This window comes from Paenibacillus aestuarii, from assembly GCF_027789125.1.
Lineage (GTDB): Bacteria > Bacillota > Bacilli > Paenibacillales > NBRC-103111 > Paenibacillus_E > Paenibacillus_E aestuarii.
Map to the genome: position 1 here is coordinate 416,065 of NZ_JAQFVF010000023.1, position 19,016 is coordinate 435,080.

Genomic DNA, 19,016 nt, shown 5'->3' on the forward strand with positions numbered 1-19,016 from the left:
TATTTTTTTGCATCTTATTGAGCACTCGTCACTTGAATATCCTCTTTGGAAGAGCTGCCGACAATGTAGGTCGTCGAATTGGTGAATTCCGTTGACTTGGTCAGCCTAAGCGTTGTTCGGTAAAAATGACCGTTCTGCGAGAGCAGGTAGCTGTATGTATTCTCTTCAAGCAGGGCATCGACGATGATCGGCGCGTCAGCAAAGTAATCTTTGCCGATCTGATAATAACGGAAGTCGTCAACGTATTTCTGAATCGCTTTGCGCTTAGACGCATCCGTCTCTCCCGTAATAACCACAGGCTCATCAGCCAAGTAGGTCGGTTGAGGCGTCTCTTTCCATCTTGTTTTTAGCTCCGTCTCGTTCACATAGAGGTCTCCGGTATATCGGTCTTTCGCCTTGCGCAAGCCTTGCGTATCGATGCCCATACGGTCGATATCTTTCAAACGGTAATAAAGCTGATCCGTATAGTTGAGCAGTACCGGATAAACGCCTCCGAGATACTCCACGTATTGCGCACTTGGCGATACCAGGACGATGTCCGTATAATTCGTGTCATTGCCTGATTCAGGCTGCCCCTGGTTAATCCGGCTGTTGACGTAGATCGTTTTGTTGCTTTCCTTCCAATTCACCACAGCCCCCAGATAGGTGCCGATCTCCTTCACGGGCAAGTAACTTGCATTGTTATAAATCAGCGGCGGGTTCTCCAGCTTGACCGTTTGACCATTTACGACAATATTGAAATCAGGGCGCAAATAAGCATCAACGCGTTCAATGATATCGTCCGCATACACACCTGCAGTAAAGCATGCCCCCATCAAGGTGCCGGCGATTGTCAGTTTCATCCATTTAGGCATTTTCATGAGGTGGTAGTCTCCTATCTCCATCAGTCAGTTCTTTCCTTGTCAAACATATTCGCCAGTTTTTGCTATTAATCCTCCTTTTTTCAACATAATATGTCAAAAGTACTACTGGTTTCACTCCATAGGCGGCGATGATTGCGAGTTTCGCCATTTTGTTTTAGACTAAAGATCAATTGATGTGAAACGAGAGGAACCTTGCCATGAACTTTACCGGTTTTACCCGTCACGATTTTGAAACTTTCGCCATTGAGGGCCTGGACGGCCGAATGGAGGCGATTCGCGAGCGCATTCAGCCGAAATTCAAAGCGCTTGGGGATTCGCTCTGTGGCGACTTGTCCGTATTATCCGGCACCGAAATGTTTCTACATATCGCTAAGCATGCCCGTCGTACCGTGAATCCGCCCGTCGATACTTGGATGGCCATCTGCCCTTACAAACGTGGATATAAGCAAGTACCCCACTTCCAAGTCGGCTTATTCGACGACCGGGTTTTCATTTGGCTAGCGTTGATTTATGAGCTTCCGAACAAGGGCCAGATTGCGACGGCTTACATGAATGAACTGGATGAGCTGCGCGCGATGCTGCCTGGCGATTTCCTGCTTTCTTTTGATCATATGAAAAAAGATACCGTGCCTGTCCAAGGCTTGGACGATGAGGGCTGGAAGAGCGCACTAACCCGCTTCCGTGATGTAAAGAAAGCTGAACTGCTGATCGGCCGCAATCTGGAAGCCTCCGATCCGCTGCTTGCGCAGGGCGACGCTTTGGAACAGCTGGTGAAACAAACGTTCGAAACGCTCATGCCTTTGTACCAAACAGCCGTTCGCGCAAGCGCTGCTGACGCCTTGACCGTTTAAGGAAAAATTTAGGTTAGCCTAAGGTTACTTTAAATTAAAATAAACCCCTCCTGTACAGACTAAAATCTGTAATTCCGAAACTACCGGAAAGGAGGGGTTTTTCCATGAACCCTAATACGATGAAAAAACGCATCATCAGCTCCATCGCCTTTACGTTGGCGCTGAGTGCAGGCTCGCTCGCCTTTAGCGGTTCGAGCGCCCATGCACAGGGCACCGCCCCTGCTCAGCAGCTTGCGCAGCAGCAAGCCGAAGTGGACCAAAGCGCGGATGAACAAGGCAAAGGCCACCGCGGCCGGAAATGGCCGATTGTGGAAGAATCCGCGAATATTCTCGGCATCGATAAAGAGGCGATGATGAAATCGCTGAAGGACGGCAAGAGCATTGTCCAAATCGCTGCGGAGAAAGGCGTCAGCGAAGCCGATTTAACCGCCAAGCTGCAGCAGCTGCGCACGAGCAAAATCGAGGCAGCCGTGAAAGACGGGCAGCTGACCGCCGAGCAAGGCGATCACATGAAGCAGCGGCTGAACGAGCATCTCAAGTTCATTCTCAACGAGAAGAACTTATTCGCCAAAGAACAGCACGGCAAGTGGCACCGCCATGGGCTGAAGCCTGACAAGGAGAAGCTGGCGCAGACGCTTGGTATGAGCAAGGAAGAGCTGCGCGCGCAACTGAAAGCGGGCAAGTCGTTAACGGAAATCGCCAAAGCCAAAGGGATGTCCAAGGACAAATTGGTCGCCACCATTAAGGAGCAGTTGACACCGTCCATCGAGCAAATGGTCGACCGCAAGTGGAAGGCTGAATAAGCGGCCAACCAAAAAAAGAAGCTGTGCAACCACCCTTGTGGGTGAGTGTACAGCTTCTTCTTCATTTAGGCCGCCTGCTGCACCGGCGCTTGCCGGTCCAGCAGCATGAAGCGCAGCAGCAGCAAGATAGCCGCGAGGCAGAGCACGCCGCCAATGATGAACGGCAGCGAGTGCGCGATCGTGAACACCGCGCCGCCGAGCAGCGGGCCGGCGATGCGGCCCAAGCTGTCCATGGAGGAGCTGAGGCCTGTCGCGACGCCCTGCCCAACCTTCGTCCGCTGGGTAATCAGCGACGTCACACAAGGGCGGATCAGCGCATTGCCAGCGCCGAATATGGACAGGTAGAGCGCAGCTGTCGCAACGTTCGTCGAATACAGCAGCAGGAAGAAGCCTGCTGCCGATAACAGCAGTCCGATGGCGATCACGCGCGGCTCGGACCCGTTCTTGACCAAGCGGCGGACGACTCCGCCCTGGATGAGCGCGCCGACGATGCCGCTGGCCAGGAACATCATGCCGATATCGAATGGCGTCGCGCCGATCTTGGCCATCTGAAAGTATTGCAGCGTCGCTTCAAGGCCCGCCAGTGTGAAGGACACAAAGAAGGACAAGACGTACAAATACTTGGATGCACCCGCGAACGCCGTCCAGCGCGATGGCTTGCTCTCTCTTTGCAACGAGCGCCCCTCCACCGGCAGCGATTCCTTAAGGATCGCCGCTGCGAAGACGAAAGCGGCTAACGCCAGAGCGGCTGCAGCGAAGAACGGCAGCTCCGTCCCCCAGCGGCTTAAGATGCCGCCGAGCGCCGGGCCGAAAATAAAACCAAGACCGATCGACATGCCGACCATACCCATGCCTTTGGTCCGGTTATCCGCTGTCGTAATATCAGCGACATAAGCAACGGCGCATGCCGTAGCCGCACCGGAGAATAGCCCGCCGAATGCGCGTGACACATACATCACCCATAGGTGTCCGTTCGCCAGCCCGAAAATGAAAAAGCTAATGCAAAATCCGATAAGCCCGATCAAAATGATAGGTCTTCTCCCGATCCGATCTGAAATCCCTCCCCATACGGGTGACATCAGGAACGACGCGGCTGAATAAACCGAGAGCAGCAGGGCGTTATGATACTCGGCACCCGCTCCTTTCACAACTTCCGGGAGCACGGGAATTATGATGCCGAAACCGATAAATATGGTCATCAACAATAGCATGATGATTCCAATCTGTTTGTTCATGTTGCTCGCCTATCCTCCAAATGAAACGTTTTCCATTATCGTACCATACCTTTTTTTCCGATGGAAATGAACATTTGGAGAACAAGCAGGACGACCAGGACGCTGCCGCTCATCAAGAAAGGTGCATGATAACCGTAGACATCCCACAGCTTGCCCGAAACGATAGGACCTACGATCATCCCCAACCCTTCAATCGTTAGGAAAAAGCCCCACACCGTGCCGCGTTTCTCCGGCGGTATGGCGGATGCGATAAGCGCGTTCCAGGACGGAATAATCAGCGCATAGCCGATGCCCAGTGCAGCGACCAAGACATACAGCAGCGCCATCGATTTCGTAAAGCTGAAACAGAGAAGTGTTACAGCGCTGATCGCAAAACCTGGGATAAGGAAGGGACGAATCCCGATCCGGTCCACCAGCTTGCCCATCGGGACTAAGCAAATCACCGTAACCGCGCCGCCGGCGATGAGAAACATGCTGTACTGTAACGAAGATAATTTCAGCACTTCTTTGGCGTAAAGCGTGAGAATAGGCGTCAAGATGCCGAGTGCGAACGTTTGAGCGAACATCGCCGGGAACATCAGCGGACTTACCGATAAGGAACGGCGGACTTCTTTCATGTAGGCCGCCACTCTTTGTATGAATGTGCCTTCCCTACGCTCCGTGACTGCAAGTGTCGCCGCCTTCTCCTCTTCCCCATGTTTTCCTTGTTTCTTCGGCAGCAGCAAGGCGACGAGCACGACCACAGTCATGCAGCCGAGCAGCAGGCGGAAGGCCAGGCTGTACTGGGTGCCGTGAATAAAAAAATTAATCGCCACAGGCCCCAGCCCGACGCCGGATAACCACGCCATATAAACAACGCTCATGATCGTCCCCTTTGCTTCATCACCGGCGACTTCCGTTGTGCCGGTAATGACACACGGCCATAATGGCGCTGTGCCGAAACCGAGCATGGCGCAAGCGGCTATCGTCCATATGTACTGTGTCGTGGTGGCAATGACCACGACGGCCATGAACGTCAGCAGCACGCCTGTCAGCATCGTCCAGCGATAGCCGATCCGATCAATGATCCAGCCGACCGGCGTACGCAGCAGGTTATCTCCGATATATTGGGCGGCAAGTGTCCACCCGATGACGAACGCGGATGCGCCGAGCGATGTTTTCATATAAACAGGCAAAATCGTTAGCAGCAAAGCGCCCTTCACAAATTCGACAACAAACATAATGACAAGCAATTCCAGGACAAATGGCGAAAATAAGCGGTTTTGCTGCCATTTTTGCAGCAGATTCACGGTTTTCTCCCCCTGTTTTCAGCATTTTTAAGGAATATTGTTAGTTTTTCCGCTTTCTACATAAACTATTTTCAAAAATTTAGCTTGCATGTCAAACTTATTTTGTTATACTTTTTTTGTTTGTTGCAAAGATCGACAAGCAATCCACGATAGAAGGGAAGCGATAATCAGGTGGATCATAACCGTACCCCCCTGTTCTCCGCACTCATTCAACATGCAGAGAAGAACCCGATTCAGTTTCACATACCTGGCCACAAAAAAGGAGTCGGCATGGACCCGGAATTTCGTTCCTTTATTGGGGACAACGCCCTGTCCATCGACCTGATCAATATAGCACCGCTGGATGACCTGCATCAACCAATGGGCGTGATCGAGGAAGCCCAGAGGCTTGCTGCGGACGCTTATGGCGCCGATCATACGTTCTTCTCCGTGCAAGGAACTAGCGGAGCGATTATGACGATGATTATGACCGTCTGCTCCGAAGGCGATAAAATTATCGTACCGCGTAACGTACATAAATCCGTGCTGGCCGCGATTATTTTTGTCGGCGCCAAGCCTGTCTTCGTGCAACCGATGCGCGATAAAAATCTCGGTATCGACCACGGCATTCCGACCCGCTCCGTACGCCGGGCGCTGGAGAAGCACCCGGATGCCAAAGCGGTGCTGGTCATTAACCCGACGTACTACGGCGTCTGTACGAATCTCAAAGAGATTGTAGACCTCGTGCACAGTTACAATATTCCTGTTCTCGTCGACGAGGCGCACGGCGTCTTGATTCACTTCCACGAGAAGCTGCCGATGTCCGCGATGGAAGCCGGCGCCGATATGGCCGCAACCAGCGTGCATAAGCTTGGCGGCTCTATGACCCAAAGCTCCGTCCTGAATGTGCAGGGCAACCGCGTGAATCCGAAACGCATCCAGACGATCATCAGTATGCTGACGACGACATCCACATCCTATATTCTGCTGGGCTCCTTGGACACGGCTCGCCGACATTTGGCGCTCAATGGCCGAGCGATGGCGGAGCAGACGATCGAGCTTGCCCAATACGCCCGCAGACAAATCAATGAAATCACCAACCTTTATTGCTTTGGCGAGGAGATTCTAGGCGAGGAAGCGACGTTCAACTACGATCCGACCAAAGTATGCGTGCACGTGCGCAAGCTGGGCATCACCGGATTCGAAGCGGAGAATTGGCTGCGCGAGCATTACAATATCGAAGTCGAGATGAGCGATATGTACAATATCCTCTGCTTGATTACACCGGGCGACACACGTGATAATGTCGAAACTCTGCTGGAGGCGCTGCGACAGCTCTCCCATATCAATGACAATGCCACGGATGTGAAAGAGGTCGTGATCAAAATCCCGGCCATCCCTCAGCTGACGCTGACACCGCGCGACGCGTTCTACGGCGAAACCGAGACGATACCGTTCAAAGACGCGCACGACCGGATCATCGCCGAGTTCATTTACGTGTACCCACCGGGTATTCCGATCTTGCTGCCGGGCGAAGTTATCACGCAAGAGCTTATCGACTATATCGTTGAGCACGTCGAAGTCGGCCTTCCGGTTAAAGGACCTGAAGACCGCAGCGTTCAATTTGTGAAAGTCATTGTAGAAACGCAGGCGATCTTTTAGCCTGCGTTTTTCCTTTTCGGCAAATATTGTAAAACCGTTTACATGGTGCTATGATGAGTGTGACGTTTAGTATACGAGGTGATCAAAGCAATGGCTCAGAGCGCTTATATTAAATTCGTAACAGGCTCCGCTGTCCCTGCGTTATCCTTGGACGAGCTGAAGCAACGGCTGCTTCATTACAAGGATCAGCTGGCGTTGACGGCCAAGCAGCTCGGCTGGGAGTACGATGACGCCGGATTTCCTTATACGATCGAAACCAAACCGGAAGGCGAAGGCAAATGGTTCTATCTTAAAGGTAGAACGCCGCTCTACAAATACATCGTCATCGGTGTCGGCAGCGAGGGCGATCAAGAACAAGCCCGTCATTATGTGCAAGTCGTTCTGCCAGACGATGCCACTCACGGAGACAAGGCCAAAGGCAATGAGTTTTGCAAATATCTCGGAAAACTATTGAAAGCCGAACTTCATCTATTTAATGGTCGCATCATGTATTTTAACCCAAGAAAATAAACTTCACGTAAAAGCAGAAACCCCCTTCCACGTCTGAAAGGGGGTTCTTCTCGTATGTATAGCTCTTATTCTTCTTCTTGAGCTACAATTTCGTTATAGATGGTCACTACGCGTTCCCATTCTTCTTCATCTTCGATATTGACCAGGTATGCGTCTTCGTCCTCTTCTTCAATACGGAAAATGACACCATCTGCCTCAGGATCGTTACGATCGAGTAATACGGCATAAGCTTGCTCTTGAGATTGGAATGTATATACCATTACCATCTCATGCTCTTCACCGCTCTCGTCGGTTACGATAAAAATATCTTCCCCATGTTCGTGATCGTGGTCACAGTCCGGGCCGTGCACATGATCGTGCTTTTGATCGCTCACAGGCAGAACCTCATTTCATTTTAATAATTAGTTACGTGAATATCGTAACATTTTCATATGAAGAGGTCAAACCACATATTGGGAGTCTAGTTCTACTCCGACTGGATCTGCTTCTCGGAAACAACCGAATACTCGTTCGAGCCCTCAGGTCTCATGGCGAACTTCACCACATACGTCCCGGACTCGTCAAAGGATACGCCGTAAAGCGGAACTTTCAGCCAGAACGACTCCTTCGATTCGCTGATTGCTTTCTCCACCGGTGTCACGACGCTCTGCCCGCTTGGCGAAATCACGGATACCTGTACGGAGTTGATCGTCGTCTTCAAGTTATCCACTTGGGCAAACACGATGAAATCGGCTGACTTCCCACGCTCCACAACGCCAAATGGAACGATGGCTGAATCTTTGCGCACTTCTGTTGTGAAGAACATATGTACATTAGGCTTATATAGGGAAACCGTTTTGGACGTGTTATCCCATTTCACCAACGCCTGCAGCGCCTCACTAAGCGCACGGAGCGGCAGAACGGTTTTACCATCGACGATTAACGGCGGAACGTCCGAATCGCTAAATTCCCCATTTTGACCGTTAACAACAAGACGAGCAATGCTAAACCCTTTATAATCCCCCCATACCGATGAGGCTACAACTCCAGCCGTACTAAGTACGAAAAACACCAGCATCAACGCAAATATACGCTGAACCTTCATCCTCTTAACCTCCAGCTCTTGTGATCTGACTTTGTGTATGCATCTTTATACTCCACAGCTGAGGAAGAGTTGCGCACGTCTTATATTTTTGAAAAAAAAGAGATCACGCGCTCGGTGTATGCCTCCGGCTGAAGTCTGTAGGAACCTACATGCGCGGCATGGCGGGTAATCCAGAGATCAAAGGTGTCGGGATGCTTATTCCACATTTCCTTACTGTTGTTCCACGGAATCGCCGAATCATCTTCACTGTGAATGAGCAGAAGCGGTCGCGGGTATACCTGATCCACCGCTGCAAGCGCATCCACGTGTCGCGGGTCGGCGCCGATTAAGCGCGGCAGAATGGCCAGGATGAGCGGGGTGAACGGATAGCGCGGCAGCTTGGACCAGACCGGCAAATTAGCCCGAAGATACGGGCTCAATTGGCTGAACGGGCTGTCCGCGACAACGCCCTGCACAGCCGGCTCTTCGGCTGCAGCCAGAATCGAGGTGCTGCCCCCCATGGAGAATCCGAGCAAGCCGATTTTGCCGGGAACATGCGCTTTGACCCAATCGATGGCGCCAAGCAAATCTTCTTTTTCCAAATAGCCGACAGTCGTCAGATGTCCTTCGGATAAACCTGAATTGCGAAAATCGAACATCAGCACATGATAACCCGCCTGCACCAGCGAGGCGGCCAGCGCCAAGGCAGGCAAACCCTTCTCCAGCCTTGTTCCGGCGTAGCCGTGCGATAAAATGATCGTCAACGGCGGCGAATCTTGCTTCGATGACGGAATAAACCAGCCTTGCAGCTGCACATCTCCCGTCCGGCTGGGGAACGTGACCGTCTGCGCCTGCAGGCCGTAATCCTGCGGAGCCTCATCGACAGGCTTGCGTTCTGGATGTGTCAGACGCCAGCCTACATAGATCGACATGCCGACCAAGGCCGCAACGATGATAATGAGTAAGACAACGAAGAGCACCATCATGTTCTACGTACACCTCATTCTAAGCGCTATACTGCTTCTTTCCCTACATCCGAGCGGCTGAGCAGCTTGCGATACTGCATATACATGGCGACCCGCCAAGGCAGCAGCATCCCGTAGGCCAGGATGAAAAATAATGCCCCCGTTTGATAAATCGAGACGTAGGTCTCAACGTATTCGTGCAGCGTTAACCGAATAATCAGCAAGATCAACAAAATACCGAGAAACGCTTTGGATCGTTTCAAATACACCAGGCCGTCCTGTACATGGAACGTAGACGTTCGAATGAGCGGATAGGCAAACAACACGGCTCCGACGAGAAATGCGACGATTCCCCACAAGAACGGTATTCGCACCATCGGTGCCACGAACATTAGAAACCCTGTTGACATCCCTACCGGCGGCATAATAATTTTCATCGCGTTAACAGGTTTCGAGGTAGCACGCAAGCGGACGAACATAACCGCTAACGCCGCACCGATCGACCCGATCAATGAGATCATATGCAGGTGGGAAGCAAATGTGAATGACATCGTACTGCCTCCTATTACAACTTCATATTAAACTTCAACTACCCTCACTCTTCATTATAACACCTGCCCCATGCGGATCAAAGGCTTTCACGTAAAGGTTGAAATTGCGCAAGACACCATGCTACAGTAGGAAAAGGTTTTTTATTTTGTCGATTATTGGAGGCGGCTGAATGAGTTTACACATTCAAATGGTCGGAACCGGCAGCGCGTTTGCCAAAACGCTGTACAACACGAGTGCGCTATTGATCAACGAATACGGTAAAATTCTCATCGATTGCGGCGCGAGTGTGCCTAAAGCTTTGCATGAATTGAACATCCAGCCGGATCAACTGGACGGTATCGTCATCTCGCATATCCACGCTGACCATGTTGCCGGATTAGAGGAAATCGCCTTTCGTTTGCTTTATCAATATAACAACAAGCGCATCAAGCTTTTCATCACCGAACCGCTGGCTGAGATCCTCTGGGAGCATACGCTCAAAGGCAGCATGCATAACCTGGCGGAAGGTTTCACAGGCTTAACGGATTATTTTGACGTTACCTTCCTAGCAGAGAATACTCCGGCGAAGCTCCTGCCCGGGCTGGTTATTGAACCTATTCGCACTTTGCACATACAGGATAAAATCAGCTATTCGTTCTTCATTAATAATAAGACGTTCTACAGCGCAGACGTTCGCTTCAATGAACAACTGCTTCTCCAGGTCGTGCATGAGCGTGGTTGTCACACCATCCTGCATGACTGTCAATTAACCGGGCATGGCGCCGTCCATGCGACGCTGGCCGAGCTGCTGACACTGCCGGCGGATGTGCAGCAGCGCATCTACCTCATGCATTATGATGACACGATGCCGCAATACATCGGTCAGACCGGACGCATGAGGTTCATTCAGCAGCATCAAATCATTGCACTTGATGCATAATTTACTCCCGAAGCTTCCATAATAAGCTGTGGGAGGTGATGGTTGTGGATACAAACCGCAACAAAGAGCAAGTCATGGCAGTCAGAAAAAATGGTGATGGCGACATCATTCAACTGCAGCTGTCCTCGGGAGCTGTCGTCGACTACAAGCAAGCGCAAGCGATGGCCAAAGCTGGACAAATCGAGAATGTCAATGTGTTTCGCGGTCGCGACGGCGACGAGCATCTGCGTTCCAATGCGGATGGCGACCCGACCAATAATTTGGACCAACTGCCCACTTTTTAAAGCATAAACCGGAACCTGGCGGCACGATTTGCCGTCAGGTTCTTTTTTTCGTGCAAATCCGCGATTATTTCCTATAATTTCATGAAGTTTGGCAGGGTTTTTCATCTTGACAGAGAACTTATCACTAGACAAGTTTCAATCGAACGTGTAAACATACCGACAATTGCACGCAGGAGATGATTTGGTGGCATTCAACTGGATTCTGTATACTTATGTCGGCGTGTTAACAGTTTGTGCATATATGATGCATACCGCTATTAGCCCGCTGCTCCTAATTTTATGCTGTCTGCTTTTCGTCTTGAGCTTGGCCATGAAACCGATGGGCTCATTGATGCCTTGGATCCGTCTTTTGTTAATGATCTGTTTTCATGGGGTCAGCCAGCTCAACTGGACTTTGCCGCTGTACCTGCTGATTTTGTGCAAAGAGATGAATGTCGATGACAACCGAACAAGGGTTTGGATATTAACCGTTGTTCACGCCTTGGCTTACATGACCGGCATCTATTACGTGTGGGTCCATCAGGGAGTCCCTGTTCCCTGGTTGTATATGATCGTCAGCGCGATGCATTTCGCAGCCGCCGCCATTCTTACCCGCACCAGTCGTATCAACTTCAATCAATGCGAGCTTTTCAAAAAAGAACAGGTACTGCTATCCAAGCAAGATTCCTTAACCGGTTTGTACAATTATGAAGAAAGCCACCGGCGCCTAGAACGGCTGGTCGAAAATAAGCAAAGCATTGCTCTCATTTTAATTGACTGTACCGATTTAAAATCGATGAATACGACACGCGGGTTTCAAGCGGGCAACCTGATCTTGAAGCAGATCGCCGAGCTGCTCAAAATTTTATTCTCCGACGCCTTATTTATCGCCCGGTATGGCGGTGATGAATTTGCCGTCGTCATCCCGTTGAAAGAAGACAACCCGAACTCCGCTTCGTATCAGCTGCTGTTAGATTCCGAGCTGCCAAAGTTGACCGGCATTCAAATTACATATGGCATCGCCACTTATCCGGCTGAAGTGCAGACGAAAGATGATTTAATTTTGCTGGCGGAGCATAACTTGTTTACGAAGAAGCGCGAAGCGTGGCTGAAACGCGAAGAACATATGCTGCGTTCGGAGAAGCTGCGGGTCGTTGGCGAGCTGGCCTCGGGAATGGCGCATGAAATCCGCAACCCTCTAACGACGGTGCGCGGTTTTCTGCAAATCTCTCGAGCGAACGGCTATAACATCGAGAACTGGTATTCCATGATTATGGACGAAATCGATCGCATGAGCGAATTGACCGCGGAATTCCTCCAGTTCTCCAAGCCACACGCCACTCAGTTCCGGGTCCATTCGCTGCATGAATGTGTGCTGAAGGTGATCTCGCTCACCGAATCCGAAGCGACCCGGCTTGGTCATGAAATCCATTACAGCGAGTCCTTCCAGCCGATCTATATGATGATGGACCAGGATAAGATGATCCAGCTGCTGCTCAATCTGGTGAAGAATGCTTTCGAAGCGATGGAAGAAAGTGGAATTATCCAAATCAAATTAAGCCGCGATCAAAAGAATGCGAGTCTGGTCATCGAGGACAACGGTCCAGGCATTCCAGGCGAGCTGCTTGAAAAAATATTTCACCCATTCTATACGACGAAGGAAACCGGCACTGGCCTGGGCTTATCGATCTGTCACAAGATCGTGCAAGACCATTATGGCACGTTGGAAGTGGAAAGTCAGCCTGGCCAAGGTGCACGATTCATCATTACCTTTCCGATCACGGATGAAGAAAGCCATAATGAAATGGAAAAAGCCGCTTTTAGATAAGCGGCTTTTTCATTCTTACATGTAAGATGTCAGCATCGTAAAACGGTTCTTCCGAGATCACCTTATATCCCAGCTGCGTATAGAAACCCTCTGCCTGAACTTGCGCATCCAGCAGGGCGTATTTGGCATTCAGCTCACGCGCTTGCTTCTCCATCTCTACAATCAGCTGCTTCCCTAAGCCACGGCCTCTGTGAGAGGCAAGGACGGCAACACGCTGGAACTTCGCCGTATCTTCTTTATAAAAATACCAACGGGCGGTAGCCACCGGCTTACCTTCATCCATAATAAGGAAATGATGACAAGATTCAGGAGACTCATCTTTCTCATCCATCTCCAACTCTTCAGGCACTTTCTGTTCTTCAACAAACACTTGCATACGAACTTCAAAACAAGCTCGCAGCTCTTCCATTGTAGTGACGCGAATGGTTTCCATATCGATTGACATCCTTTCTGAGACTGGTGCACATTCCTTGATCTTATCCCATTCTCAAAAGGTTGTCTATACATGTGTACGCCTGCCGTCACTTTCGCTCCAATCCATAACTGATCGCCCCGACCGCCAGGCCCAACAAAGCGCCTCCTAACACTTCTCGCGGCAAGTGCCCTAGTCGTTCCTTCAACTCTTTGCGCCGCCGCGTATGATACAGTCCTGGGTGCTGCCTGGCCAACCTCTCTACCTGAATGTCGATTTCATTGACTTCGTAGGCAATCTCCCCTGCCGCTAGGCGAACCCCCATGGCGTCATACATCACAACAGCGCCAAACACAGTGCTGACCGCAAAATCAATCGCCGATATACCCCGCTTCAGAGCAATATACGTCGTCAAGGCGGTTACACCCGCTGAATGAGAACTGGGCATCCCGCCGGATTGTATGGCTTGGGTCCAATCCCACTCTCTCGTTTTTGCATAAAATAAAGGGATCTTTAACGCTTGTGCCGCTCCTATTCCAATTAAGGCTGTCGATAACGCTCGATTCATAAGCTCACCTCACTCATAGAATCCTTCGCAGGTTTAGATTCTATTCGCTTTTTTTGGTACAATGAAGGTGAAATTATAAACCTCATGTTTATGTACAAGTTTTGCCCAATAAGCAAAACCCCAAGGAGTGTTACTCATGAATATTGCCTTTTTCCTATTACCCAAATCCGAAGTCATTACAACCACGATGCAGGCCACCTTGCGCCAGACCTTAGAACGTATGGAATATCACCGATACACGGCCGTGCCCATTTTATCCGATCAAGGACATTATGTAGGAACTATCACGGAAGGAGACTTGCTCTGGTTTCTTAAAAACGCAGAAGGCGTTACTTTTGAAAACGCTCACCGCCATCTGCTGCAGGAAGTTCCGCTGCGTATGAAAAATAAGCCGGTACACATTCATGCCAAAATGGATGACCTCATTGATCTGGCGAAAGTTCAAAACTTTGTTCCCGTCGTTGATGACTCTGACAAATTCATTGGGATCGTTAGACGGAGCGATATTATTGAATACTGCGCGAAACAGATGTTTAAAACACCTTCGAGTTCATGACATTAAAGTGCAGCGAGGAATGATTAGCGCGTTGGGTCAATCAAGAAGAAAATTGATGGTTTCCATGGAAGATTCATGCGACAGCTTGACGTCGGATTTCTCAAGGGAGACGACAGCAACCTCTAGGGTATGCGGCTTGTCTTTATCCTTCTCCTGCCAGCTCACGAAAGCTGCAGATGAAATGCCAAGTTGAAGCACTAATTGGTTAATATCGATTTCTTTCATAGCCGCGCACCTCTTCAGCTCATTAATGTCTGTCTACCTCTCTTACTACTGTATACTTTATCGGTCAATCCAGTTCCTGTAAATAAGTGCATATTGTCGAATCGTCTAAAGAATCAATCAAAGCAAAATGAATTGAAATTGATGAAATGAGCATAATCTCGACAAAAAAAGGAAAAGAGCCGCGGTTTCGCGGCTCTTTCCTTTGGTTAGACACGATTCTACTGTACTTGTCCATTGGAAGAAGCTTTGGACGAAACAAATTCACTTGCCCAATCCACCATGCCATTCATGAGCGTTAGAACGAGATTGACTGCATCTTTCTCTGTTAAAGACCCTTGGGACTGGCTGCTTACGTACTGCGACGTTTTTTGCTCGAGCTTTCCGACGAGATCTTTGATTTTCAATAATTCATAAGCTAAATCGGAAACTTGTTGACTATTCGAGCCGCCGCTTTGATTCGCGTTCTGCCCTTGACCCTGATTTTGGCCTTGATTTTGATTCTGGCCCATCTGTGCTTGATAAGAGTCTTGTCCCTGTCCTTGTGTCCCTGAGGCTTGTTGATTGCCGTTCTGATTGCTCTGGTTACCGCCTTGCCCTTGCGCTTGATTTTGGCCCTGTCCTTGGCCCTGGCTCTGATAAGAACCTTGACCGCTATCTTGATTATTTTGCTGATTATCGCTGTTTCCTAACATTTTTTTGAGCTGTTCCAGCTCAATAAGTACCAGATCGTTTTGCTTGGTCAGCTCGTCGATTTGCAGCTTCAGGTCTTGTGTCTTGATCATGCTGTTACTTCAACCCTTTCGATTATTTCACCGCACCGCAAGCGATCCGCTTGCCTGAGTTGCCTGACGGATCCGTTTTATAGTCGTCTTCCATTTCATGAATGATGATGCTTGTACCGCCAGGCTTCAGCAATGAATTTGGCTTGTCCGGCTGCAGGACAACCGATTTGGAGACAGCGTCGAATTTGCCGTTTCCTTGCGCATCCACCACTAAGTTTGGCAGATCCCCGGCATGGTATCCTTTCGGATTGTTAAAGCCATGCTGCTTTTGCGTCGGATTCAGGTGGGCCCCGGAAGAATCGAAGGTTGGCCCTTCGCAGAGCGCCTTCTCATGGAAGTGGAGTCCGTGCAAGCCGGGCTTGAGGCCGCTGACCTGCACCTCCAACCGGACGCCTTCGGGTACTTCCGTCAGCTTCGCGGTGCCAACGGTCTGGCCGCTCGCTCCGATCAAGTTAATGATGCGCGGCTGGCTAGGCGCTTCGGCTTGGGCTGACGTCGTTTGATGAGCCGTCTGGCAGCCGCTTAACATCAGCGCCATTATGCTTGTAGTTACAATAGTTTTCATAGCTTTCATGTCGAATCGTTCCTCCTGGTTGCTAGGCGTGATAACCAAATCTACCCTTAGGATGCGCAACTGCTTTCACGCGTAAACGTCCAGGATGAACAATTTTCGACTAGATGATGGACATAAGTCTGGCGATCGTCTGTAAATTTTCCAGTTTCCTGGTGTAAAAATGATACTCGACCTTGGTATGCTCCACGGTAGCCGCCATTCGCAGCACTTGCTCTTGAAGTTCCTTCGTATATGGCCACACTTCCGCTTGGCGTTGCATTTCATTTTTGCCGGTAACCAATCCTTCGTTAATGACCTCACATTCCTTCGACAGCAGCTGATGCTTGGCCAAAGCCAAATCATTCACCGCATCGACATACATGGACTCAGCTTGCTTTAACAATTCGGGCACGATTTGCAACTCCAAAATCACTTCCGTCCGCTTCATGCGCATTCCCCCATTCTTCTTCCTTCAAATCTTCTTGCCTCATATATATTCACATAGAATGGAAACATGCTTGTCAGCAGCGGAGAAATGGACAACCTTGCTGTCATGGGACTGCAGCACTTGGCGAAACGGCATTTATTTGTATAATCCGTGTAGATTCGCTAATATGCATCTCGCAACTTCACCGTTTTCCGACATGCACATTAAGATTACACTAAATCTGTTTGAAAGGGACTTGCCCTACTTGTTAACTGCTATGAAAGGGCTTACAATTAGAGTATATTCAATAGGGAGGTGACCGAATGAGCCACGAAGAAGAAGTAGTTCCTGTAAATGAAGAGCAAGTTGAAGAGTCCACTGAAGAAGTTGTTAGCGAAGAAATCGTTAACGAAGAAGCCGCTGTTGAAGAGGCTGTTGCGGAAGAGGCAGTTGAAGAAGCAGAAGCTGTCGAAGAAGTTGCAGCTGCTGAAGAAAGCTCCGAATCCGAAGAGGAATAATTTCATTACATATACGTTCCCCCCTTTCAATAAGAAAGGGGGTTTATTGTTTTCTCCTGATTTAAAATTTTTTTCAAATCCGCGCATAAATAAACTGAACATTCAAATAATACTGGTGTACCATATAAAAGGAGATGAATTTGAATGGCTAACAACAACACTTTAGTCGTGCAACAAGCAAAGGCAGCATTAGATCAACTAAAGTTCGAAGTCGCTCAGGAAATTGGTGTTCCTCTCTCCCCAACTGGCTACAACGGTAATCTCGCTACACGTGATGCAGGCGCCATCGGCGGCAACATTACGAAGCGATTGGTGCAAATCGCTGAACAGCAACTGTCCAGCTTTAAACGCTAATCCTTTGATGTAGGAGCAAGCAAAGCAAAAAAGACTGTTTCACTCCATCCTCCTTAGAGTGAATGACAGTCTTTTTTCATGTTGTAACGTGGCGACGTGGGGTCTTATTTCTTCTTAACTTCCTCCACAAAAACATCACTGGCATCTCTGGAGCTGCCAAGTTCCAAGATCGTATATTTTTTATCTCCGATCATGATGACGTCTTCGATTTCCGGTAGCGGATCCCCTAAATAAACCGTTCCTAAATATACATTACTGCTTTTTAACCGCAGATTCCATCTATGCTGCTGTTTGGTCATTATGTATGCCTCCTACTTGCTCTAATGACAACAAGTTACCATAAATCAAGGAAAGATGAAAGTCCAACTATCTTATAGATCCTAATTATGTTACATTATATTCATCGATGTGTAGAGAGGTTGAGAACATAGACATGTCATCACAAGGTGTTACACAAGAAGAACTTTCCATGCTCTTATCCAATTCTCCGCCTCAACCGCTGGAGAACGAGACGTATTTACCCCGATCTAAACGGAAGCGGAGAGGGTTAGGCTTCTTTCAACGAATTTTTACATTTTGGAAAAAATAAAGTTTTTGTTGACATTATCCAAATTCGTTGATATATTAGTAATTGTCTTCACATTCGACTTGTTAGCTCAGCTGGGAGAGCACCATCTTGACAGGGTGGGGGTCAGTGGTTCGAGCCCACTACAGGTCATATAACAGAGAAACCCGCGAAGCCTTGAGCGACGCGGGTTTTCTTCATTAGTACAGCTTTGTTTTTTCGTATATAACAGATGCCATTTTCGCTCGTTGGGGTACGAATGGGGTACCAAATCCTTCAAATCTGTTATCACTCTTTCCGATTAATCCAAAAAGATCATTTCCACCCGACTAGCCTACTCCAATTTTAAAAAGAGTAGAAGCACATTCGCTCTTCTCCCATGAGGCGTTCGCGCAAGCGGTCGCCGTTTTAATTTGGCAGGACTTTATGAAAATATCCTTGTAATTTAAGGGTTTGACCGACTTTTTCAAGCATTTTCATCATTTAAAACTTCGTTTCTTCAAGATATTTTGACGACCATATGCCAAATTCAAAAAACATATCCAATAATTCATAAGTAACAACGAGCTCTATTTACTCAAATAACAAAGGCAATCGATCGTGTGCTGGATGCTGTTATGTCGTTATTGAACTCCCTCGGTTCGATTAAGTTTTCTCACGTATACTCGCTTATTCGCAGGATTTCACCCTTGTTAAAAGACAGGAGGTTTGGAATAGAGTCACCGTAATAGACCTTGGCAACACGAAGGCGCACTGAAACAGAGGGGGAAGTTTACACCCCATATATTTCCATATACTGCACGCATTCTCCACACCGTCCCTGGAGGTTTTCACTCCCATGTCTCAACGGGTCATTGCCCTCTCATTCCTTCGTTACGCCTGTCCAAGGGGTGGAGGCCGGTCTTGCTAACGTTACGGGTCATTGCCCTTTGGTTCAATACATCCGGTACCCCGTGCTTTCTTTTGAAATCCTGCGAATAAGCCAAAATTCGTAAGACGAAACGATTGGTTATTACTTAAGCTGCTAACTGAAGTGGCATTGTTTTAGCAGGGCTGTAGGGTTCGTTGCTGCGGGCCATTCCAACGAGTATTCGAGCCAATTTACCACACAATTTCATTAGAGATCTCATTTTCTTCATCTTTTTCACCTGTACATTGTATTCATGCATGGCTTTGAATTCTGGATTGTTCCCCACCATACTCATGGTCATCATGTAGATGAAACGACGGAGGCGAGATCTTCCGCGTTTGCTTATTTTCATCTGTCCCGTCCA

25 protein-coding genes and 1 tRNA gene are annotated in these 19,016 nt (G+C 49.0%); 11 read left to right on the plus strand and 15 right to left on the minus strand.

The window, feature by feature from the left end; translation table 11 throughout:
* Positions 1-14: 14 nt before the first annotated feature.
* Complete coding sequence (locus tag O9139_RS10585) at positions 15-860, minus strand: stalk domain-containing protein (protein WP_270879429.1); 846 nt, start codon at positions 858-860, stop codon at positions 15-17.
* Between the two features lie 200 nt (positions 861-1,060).
* On the opposite strand from O9139_RS10585, the gene O9139_RS10590 reads away from it, so the two are divergent.
* Positions 1,061-1,714 carry a DUF1054 domain-containing protein gene (locus O9139_RS10590; protein ID WP_270879430.1) on the plus strand — a complete coding sequence of 218 codons (654 nt, stop codon included), beginning with the start codon at positions 1,061-1,063 and terminating at the stop codon, positions 1,712-1,714.
* 104 nt (positions 1,715-1,818) lie between these two features.
* Positions 1,819-2,517: a hypothetical protein gene (locus tag O9139_RS10595; RefSeq protein ID WP_270879431.1), complete on the plus strand. Its 699-nt coding sequence runs from the start codon at positions 1,819-1,821 to the stop codon at positions 2,515-2,517.
* A 65-nt stretch (positions 2,518-2,582) separates the two neighbouring features.
* On the opposite strand, the gene O9139_RS10600 is transcribed toward O9139_RS10595, so the two are convergent.
* Together O9139_RS10600 and O9139_RS10605 are read right to left on the minus strand one after the other, a co-directional pair.
* Positions 2,583-3,752, minus strand: a complete 1,170-nt coding sequence (locus O9139_RS10600) for an MFS transporter (RefSeq protein ID WP_270879432.1) — start codon at positions 3,750-3,752, stop codon at positions 2,583-2,585.
* A gap of 35 nt (positions 3,753-3,787) precedes the next feature.
* A complete protein-coding gene (locus O9139_RS10605) occupies positions 3,788-5,041 on the minus strand; it encodes an MFS transporter (protein WP_270879433.1) in 1,254 nt (417 codons plus the stop codon).
* A gap of 171 nt (positions 5,042-5,212) precedes the next feature.
* Here O9139_RS10605 and O9139_RS10610 point away from each other — a divergent pair, with 171 nt between their 5' ends.
* Complete coding sequence (locus tag O9139_RS10610) at positions 5,213-6,682, plus strand: aminotransferase class I/II-fold pyridoxal phosphate-dependent enzyme (RefSeq protein WP_270879434.1); 1,470 nt, start codon at positions 5,213-5,215, stop codon at positions 6,680-6,682.
* A gap of 90 nt (positions 6,683-6,772) precedes the next feature.
* On the plus strand, positions 6,773-7,192 hold the full coding sequence (locus O9139_RS10615; protein ID WP_270879435.1) for a DUF1885 family protein: 420 nt from the start codon (positions 6,773-6,775) through the stop codon (positions 7,190-7,192).
* A gap of 65 nt (positions 7,193-7,257) precedes the next feature.
* Here O9139_RS10615 and O9139_RS10620 read toward each other — a convergent pair whose 3' ends face one another.
* From O9139_RS10620 to O9139_RS10635, 4 genes are all read right to left on the minus strand, one after another.
* A complete protein-coding gene (locus O9139_RS10620) occupies positions 7,258-7,566 on the minus strand; it encodes a DUF1292 domain-containing protein (protein WP_270879436.1) in 309 nt (102 codons plus the stop codon).
* A 92-nt stretch (positions 7,567-7,658) separates the two neighbouring features.
* Positions 7,659-8,276 carry a stalk domain-containing protein gene (locus O9139_RS10625; RefSeq protein WP_270879437.1) on the minus strand — a complete coding sequence of 206 codons (618 nt, stop codon included), beginning with the start codon at positions 8,274-8,276 and terminating at the stop codon, positions 7,659-7,661.
* An 80-nt stretch (positions 8,277-8,356) separates the two neighbouring features.
* Positions 8,357-9,241, minus strand: a complete 885-nt coding sequence (locus O9139_RS10630; RefSeq protein ID WP_270879438.1) for an alpha/beta hydrolase — start codon at positions 9,239-9,241, stop codon at positions 8,357-8,359.
* 26 nt (positions 9,242-9,267) lie between these two features.
* A complete protein-coding gene (locus tag O9139_RS10635) occupies positions 9,268-9,771 on the minus strand; it encodes a CcdC family protein (RefSeq protein WP_270879439.1) in 504 nt (167 codons plus the stop codon).
* 170 nt (positions 9,772-9,941) lie between these two features.
* Here O9139_RS10635 and O9139_RS10640 point away from each other — a divergent pair, with 170 nt between their 5' ends.
* The 3 genes from O9139_RS10640 to O9139_RS10650 all read left to right on the plus strand — a co-directional run bounded on the left by O9139_RS10640 (position 9,942) and on the right by O9139_RS10650 (position 12,782).
* Complete coding sequence (locus O9139_RS10640) at positions 9,942-10,691, plus strand: MBL fold metallo-hydrolase (protein WP_270879440.1); 750 nt, start codon at positions 9,942-9,944, stop codon at positions 10,689-10,691.
* Positions 10,692-10,765: 74 nt separating this feature from the next.
* Positions 10,766-10,975, plus strand: a complete 210-nt coding sequence (locus tag O9139_RS10645; RefSeq protein ID WP_270879467.1) for a DUF3892 domain-containing protein — start codon at positions 10,766-10,768, stop codon at positions 10,973-10,975.
* Between the two features lie 184 nt (positions 10,976-11,159).
* Positions 11,160-12,782 (plus strand): ATP-binding protein, encoded by a 1,623-nt coding sequence (locus O9139_RS10650; protein ID WP_270879441.1) that lies wholly within the window; start codon positions 11,160-11,162, stop codon positions 12,780-12,782.
* On the opposite strand, the gene O9139_RS10655 is transcribed toward O9139_RS10650, so the two are convergent.
* Both O9139_RS10655 and O9139_RS10660 read right to left on the minus strand, forming a co-directional pair.
* Positions 12,775-13,215, minus strand: a complete 441-nt coding sequence (locus O9139_RS10655; protein ID WP_377527147.1) for a GNAT family N-acetyltransferase — start codon at positions 13,213-13,215, stop codon at positions 12,775-12,777. The two genes, O9139_RS10650 and O9139_RS10655, sit on opposite strands and share 8 nt — an antisense overlap.
* Positions 13,216-13,303: 88 nt before the next feature.
* On the minus strand, positions 13,304-13,762 hold the full coding sequence (locus tag O9139_RS10660; RefSeq protein WP_270879442.1) for a divergent PAP2 family protein: 459 nt from the start codon (positions 13,760-13,762) through the stop codon (positions 13,304-13,306).
* A 136-nt stretch (positions 13,763-13,898) separates the two neighbouring features.
* On the opposite strand from O9139_RS10660, the gene O9139_RS10665 reads away from it, so the two are divergent.
* Positions 13,899-14,318 carry a CBS domain-containing protein gene (locus O9139_RS10665; RefSeq protein WP_270879443.1) on the plus strand — a complete coding sequence of 140 codons (420 nt, stop codon included), beginning with the start codon at positions 13,899-13,901 and terminating at the stop codon, positions 14,316-14,318.
* A gap of 36 nt (positions 14,319-14,354) precedes the next feature.
* Here O9139_RS10665 and O9139_RS10670 read toward each other — a convergent pair whose 3' ends face one another.
* From O9139_RS10670 to O9139_RS10685, 4 genes are all read right to left on the minus strand, one after another.
* Complete coding sequence (locus O9139_RS10670) at positions 14,355-14,543, minus strand: hypothetical protein (RefSeq protein WP_270879444.1); 189 nt, start codon at positions 14,541-14,543, stop codon at positions 14,355-14,357.
* 218 nt (positions 14,544-14,761) lie between these two features.
* Positions 14,762-15,325, minus strand: a complete 564-nt coding sequence (locus O9139_RS10675) for a hypothetical protein (protein WP_270879445.1) — start codon at positions 15,323-15,325, stop codon at positions 14,762-14,764.
* Between the two features lie 22 nt (positions 15,326-15,347).
* Positions 15,348-15,899 carry a superoxide dismutase family protein gene (locus O9139_RS10680; protein WP_270879446.1) on the minus strand — a complete coding sequence of 184 codons (552 nt, stop codon included), beginning with the start codon at positions 15,897-15,899 and terminating at the stop codon, positions 15,348-15,350.
* Positions 15,900-15,999: 100 nt separating this feature from the next.
* A complete protein-coding gene (locus tag O9139_RS10685; RefSeq protein WP_270879447.1) occupies positions 16,000-16,326 on the minus strand; it encodes a hypothetical protein in 327 nt (108 codons plus the stop codon).
* Positions 16,327-16,628: 302 nt separating this feature from the next.
* Here O9139_RS10685 and O9139_RS10690 point away from each other — a divergent pair, with 302 nt between their 5' ends.
* Positions 16,629-16,823, plus strand: a complete 195-nt coding sequence (locus O9139_RS10690; protein WP_270879448.1) for a hypothetical protein — start codon at positions 16,629-16,631, stop codon at positions 16,821-16,823.
* A gap of 144 nt (positions 16,824-16,967) precedes the next feature.
* Positions 16,968-17,177 carry an alpha/beta-type small acid-soluble spore protein gene (locus tag O9139_RS10695; protein WP_270879449.1) on the plus strand — a complete coding sequence of 70 codons (210 nt, stop codon included), beginning with the start codon at positions 16,968-16,970 and terminating at the stop codon, positions 17,175-17,177.
* A gap of 104 nt (positions 17,178-17,281) precedes the next feature.
* On the opposite strand, the gene O9139_RS10700 is transcribed toward O9139_RS10695, so the two are convergent.
* Positions 17,282-17,476 (minus strand): hypothetical protein, encoded by a 195-nt coding sequence (locus tag O9139_RS10700; protein WP_270879450.1) that lies wholly within the window; start codon positions 17,474-17,476, stop codon positions 17,282-17,284.
* 346 nt (positions 17,477-17,822) lie between these two features.
* Between O9139_RS10700 and O9139_RS10705 the strand changes: the two genes are divergently transcribed.
* Positions 17,823-17,895: transfer RNA gene (locus O9139_RS10705), tRNA-Val, on the plus strand.
* Positions 17,896-18,758: 863 nt separating this feature from the next.
* Here the strand turns inward: O9139_RS10705 and O9139_RS10710 are convergent.
* On the minus strand, positions 18,759-19,016 hold a 258-nt coding region (locus O9139_RS10710; protein ID WP_270879451.1), incomplete at its 5' end, for a transposase.

What these genes read in the sequence shown, in the direction of transcription:
- O9139_RS10585 (WP_270879429.1), bottom strand. Translation starts at nt 860, where the DNA reads ATGAAAATGCCTAAATGGATGAAACTGACAATCGCCGGCACCTTGATG.
- O9139_RS10590 (WP_270879430.1), top strand. Translation starts at nt 1,061, where the DNA reads ATGAACTTTACCGGTTTTACCCGTCACGATTTTGAAACTTTCGCCATT.
- O9139_RS10595 (WP_270879431.1), top strand. Translation starts at nt 1,819, where the DNA reads ATGAACCCTAATACGATGAAAAAACGCATCATCAGCTCCATCGCCTTT.
- O9139_RS10600 (WP_270879432.1), bottom strand. Translation starts at nt 3,752, where the DNA reads ATGAACAAACAGATTGGAATCATCATGCTATTGTTGATGACCATATTT.
- O9139_RS10615 (WP_270879435.1), top strand. Translation starts at nt 6,773, where the DNA reads ATGGCTCAGAGCGCTTATATTAAATTCGTAACAGGCTCCGCTGTCCCT.
- O9139_RS10625 (WP_270879437.1), bottom strand. Translation starts at nt 8,276, where the DNA reads ATGAAGGTTCAGCGTATATTTGCGTTGATGCTGGTGTTTTTCGTACTT.
- O9139_RS10630 (WP_270879438.1), bottom strand. Translation starts at nt 9,241, where the DNA reads ATGATGGTGCTCTTCGTTGTCTTACTCATTATCATCGTTGCGGCCTTG.
- O9139_RS10635 (WP_270879439.1), bottom strand. Translation starts at nt 9,771, where the DNA reads ATGTCATTCACATTTGCTTCCCACCTGCATATGATCTCATTGATCGGG.
- O9139_RS10640 (WP_270879440.1), top strand. Translation starts at nt 9,942, where the DNA reads ATGAGTTTACACATTCAAATGGTCGGAACCGGCAGCGCGTTTGCCAAA.
- O9139_RS10645 (WP_270879467.1), top strand. Translation starts at nt 10,766, where the DNA reads ATGGCAGTCAGAAAAAATGGTGATGGCGACATCATTCAACTGCAGCTG.
- O9139_RS10655 (WP_377527147.1), bottom strand. Translation starts at nt 13,215, where the DNA reads ATGGAAACCATTCGCGTCACTACAATGGAAGAGCTGCGAGCTTGTTTT.
- O9139_RS10660 (WP_270879442.1), bottom strand. Translation starts at nt 13,762, where the DNA reads ATGAATCGAGCGTTATCGACAGCCTTAATTGGAATAGGAGCGGCACAA.
- O9139_RS10665 (WP_270879443.1), top strand. Translation starts at nt 13,899, where the DNA reads ATGAATATTGCCTTTTTCCTATTACCCAAATCCGAAGTCATTACAACC.
- O9139_RS10670 (WP_270879444.1), bottom strand. Translation starts at nt 14,543, where the DNA reads ATGAAAGAAATCGATATTAACCAATTAGTGCTTCAACTTGGCATTTCA.
- O9139_RS10675 (WP_270879445.1), bottom strand. Translation starts at nt 15,325, where the DNA reads ATGATCAAGACACAAGACCTGAAGCTGCAAATCGACGAGCTGACCAAG.
- O9139_RS10680 (WP_270879446.1), bottom strand. Translation starts at nt 15,899, where the DNA reads ATGAAAGCTATGAAAACTATTGTAACTACAAGCATAATGGCGCTGATG.
- O9139_RS10685 (WP_270879447.1), bottom strand. Translation starts at nt 16,326, where the DNA reads ATGAAGCGGACGGAAGTGATTTTGGAGTTGCAAATCGTGCCCGAATTG.
- O9139_RS10690 (WP_270879448.1), top strand. Translation starts at nt 16,629, where the DNA reads ATGAGCCACGAAGAAGAAGTAGTTCCTGTAAATGAAGAGCAAGTTGAA.
- O9139_RS10695 (WP_270879449.1), top strand. Translation starts at nt 16,968, where the DNA reads ATGGCTAACAACAACACTTTAGTCGTGCAACAAGCAAAGGCAGCATTA.
- O9139_RS10700 (WP_270879450.1), bottom strand. Translation starts at nt 17,476, where the DNA reads ATGACCAAACAGCAGCATAGATGGAATCTGCGGTTAAAAAGCAGTAAT.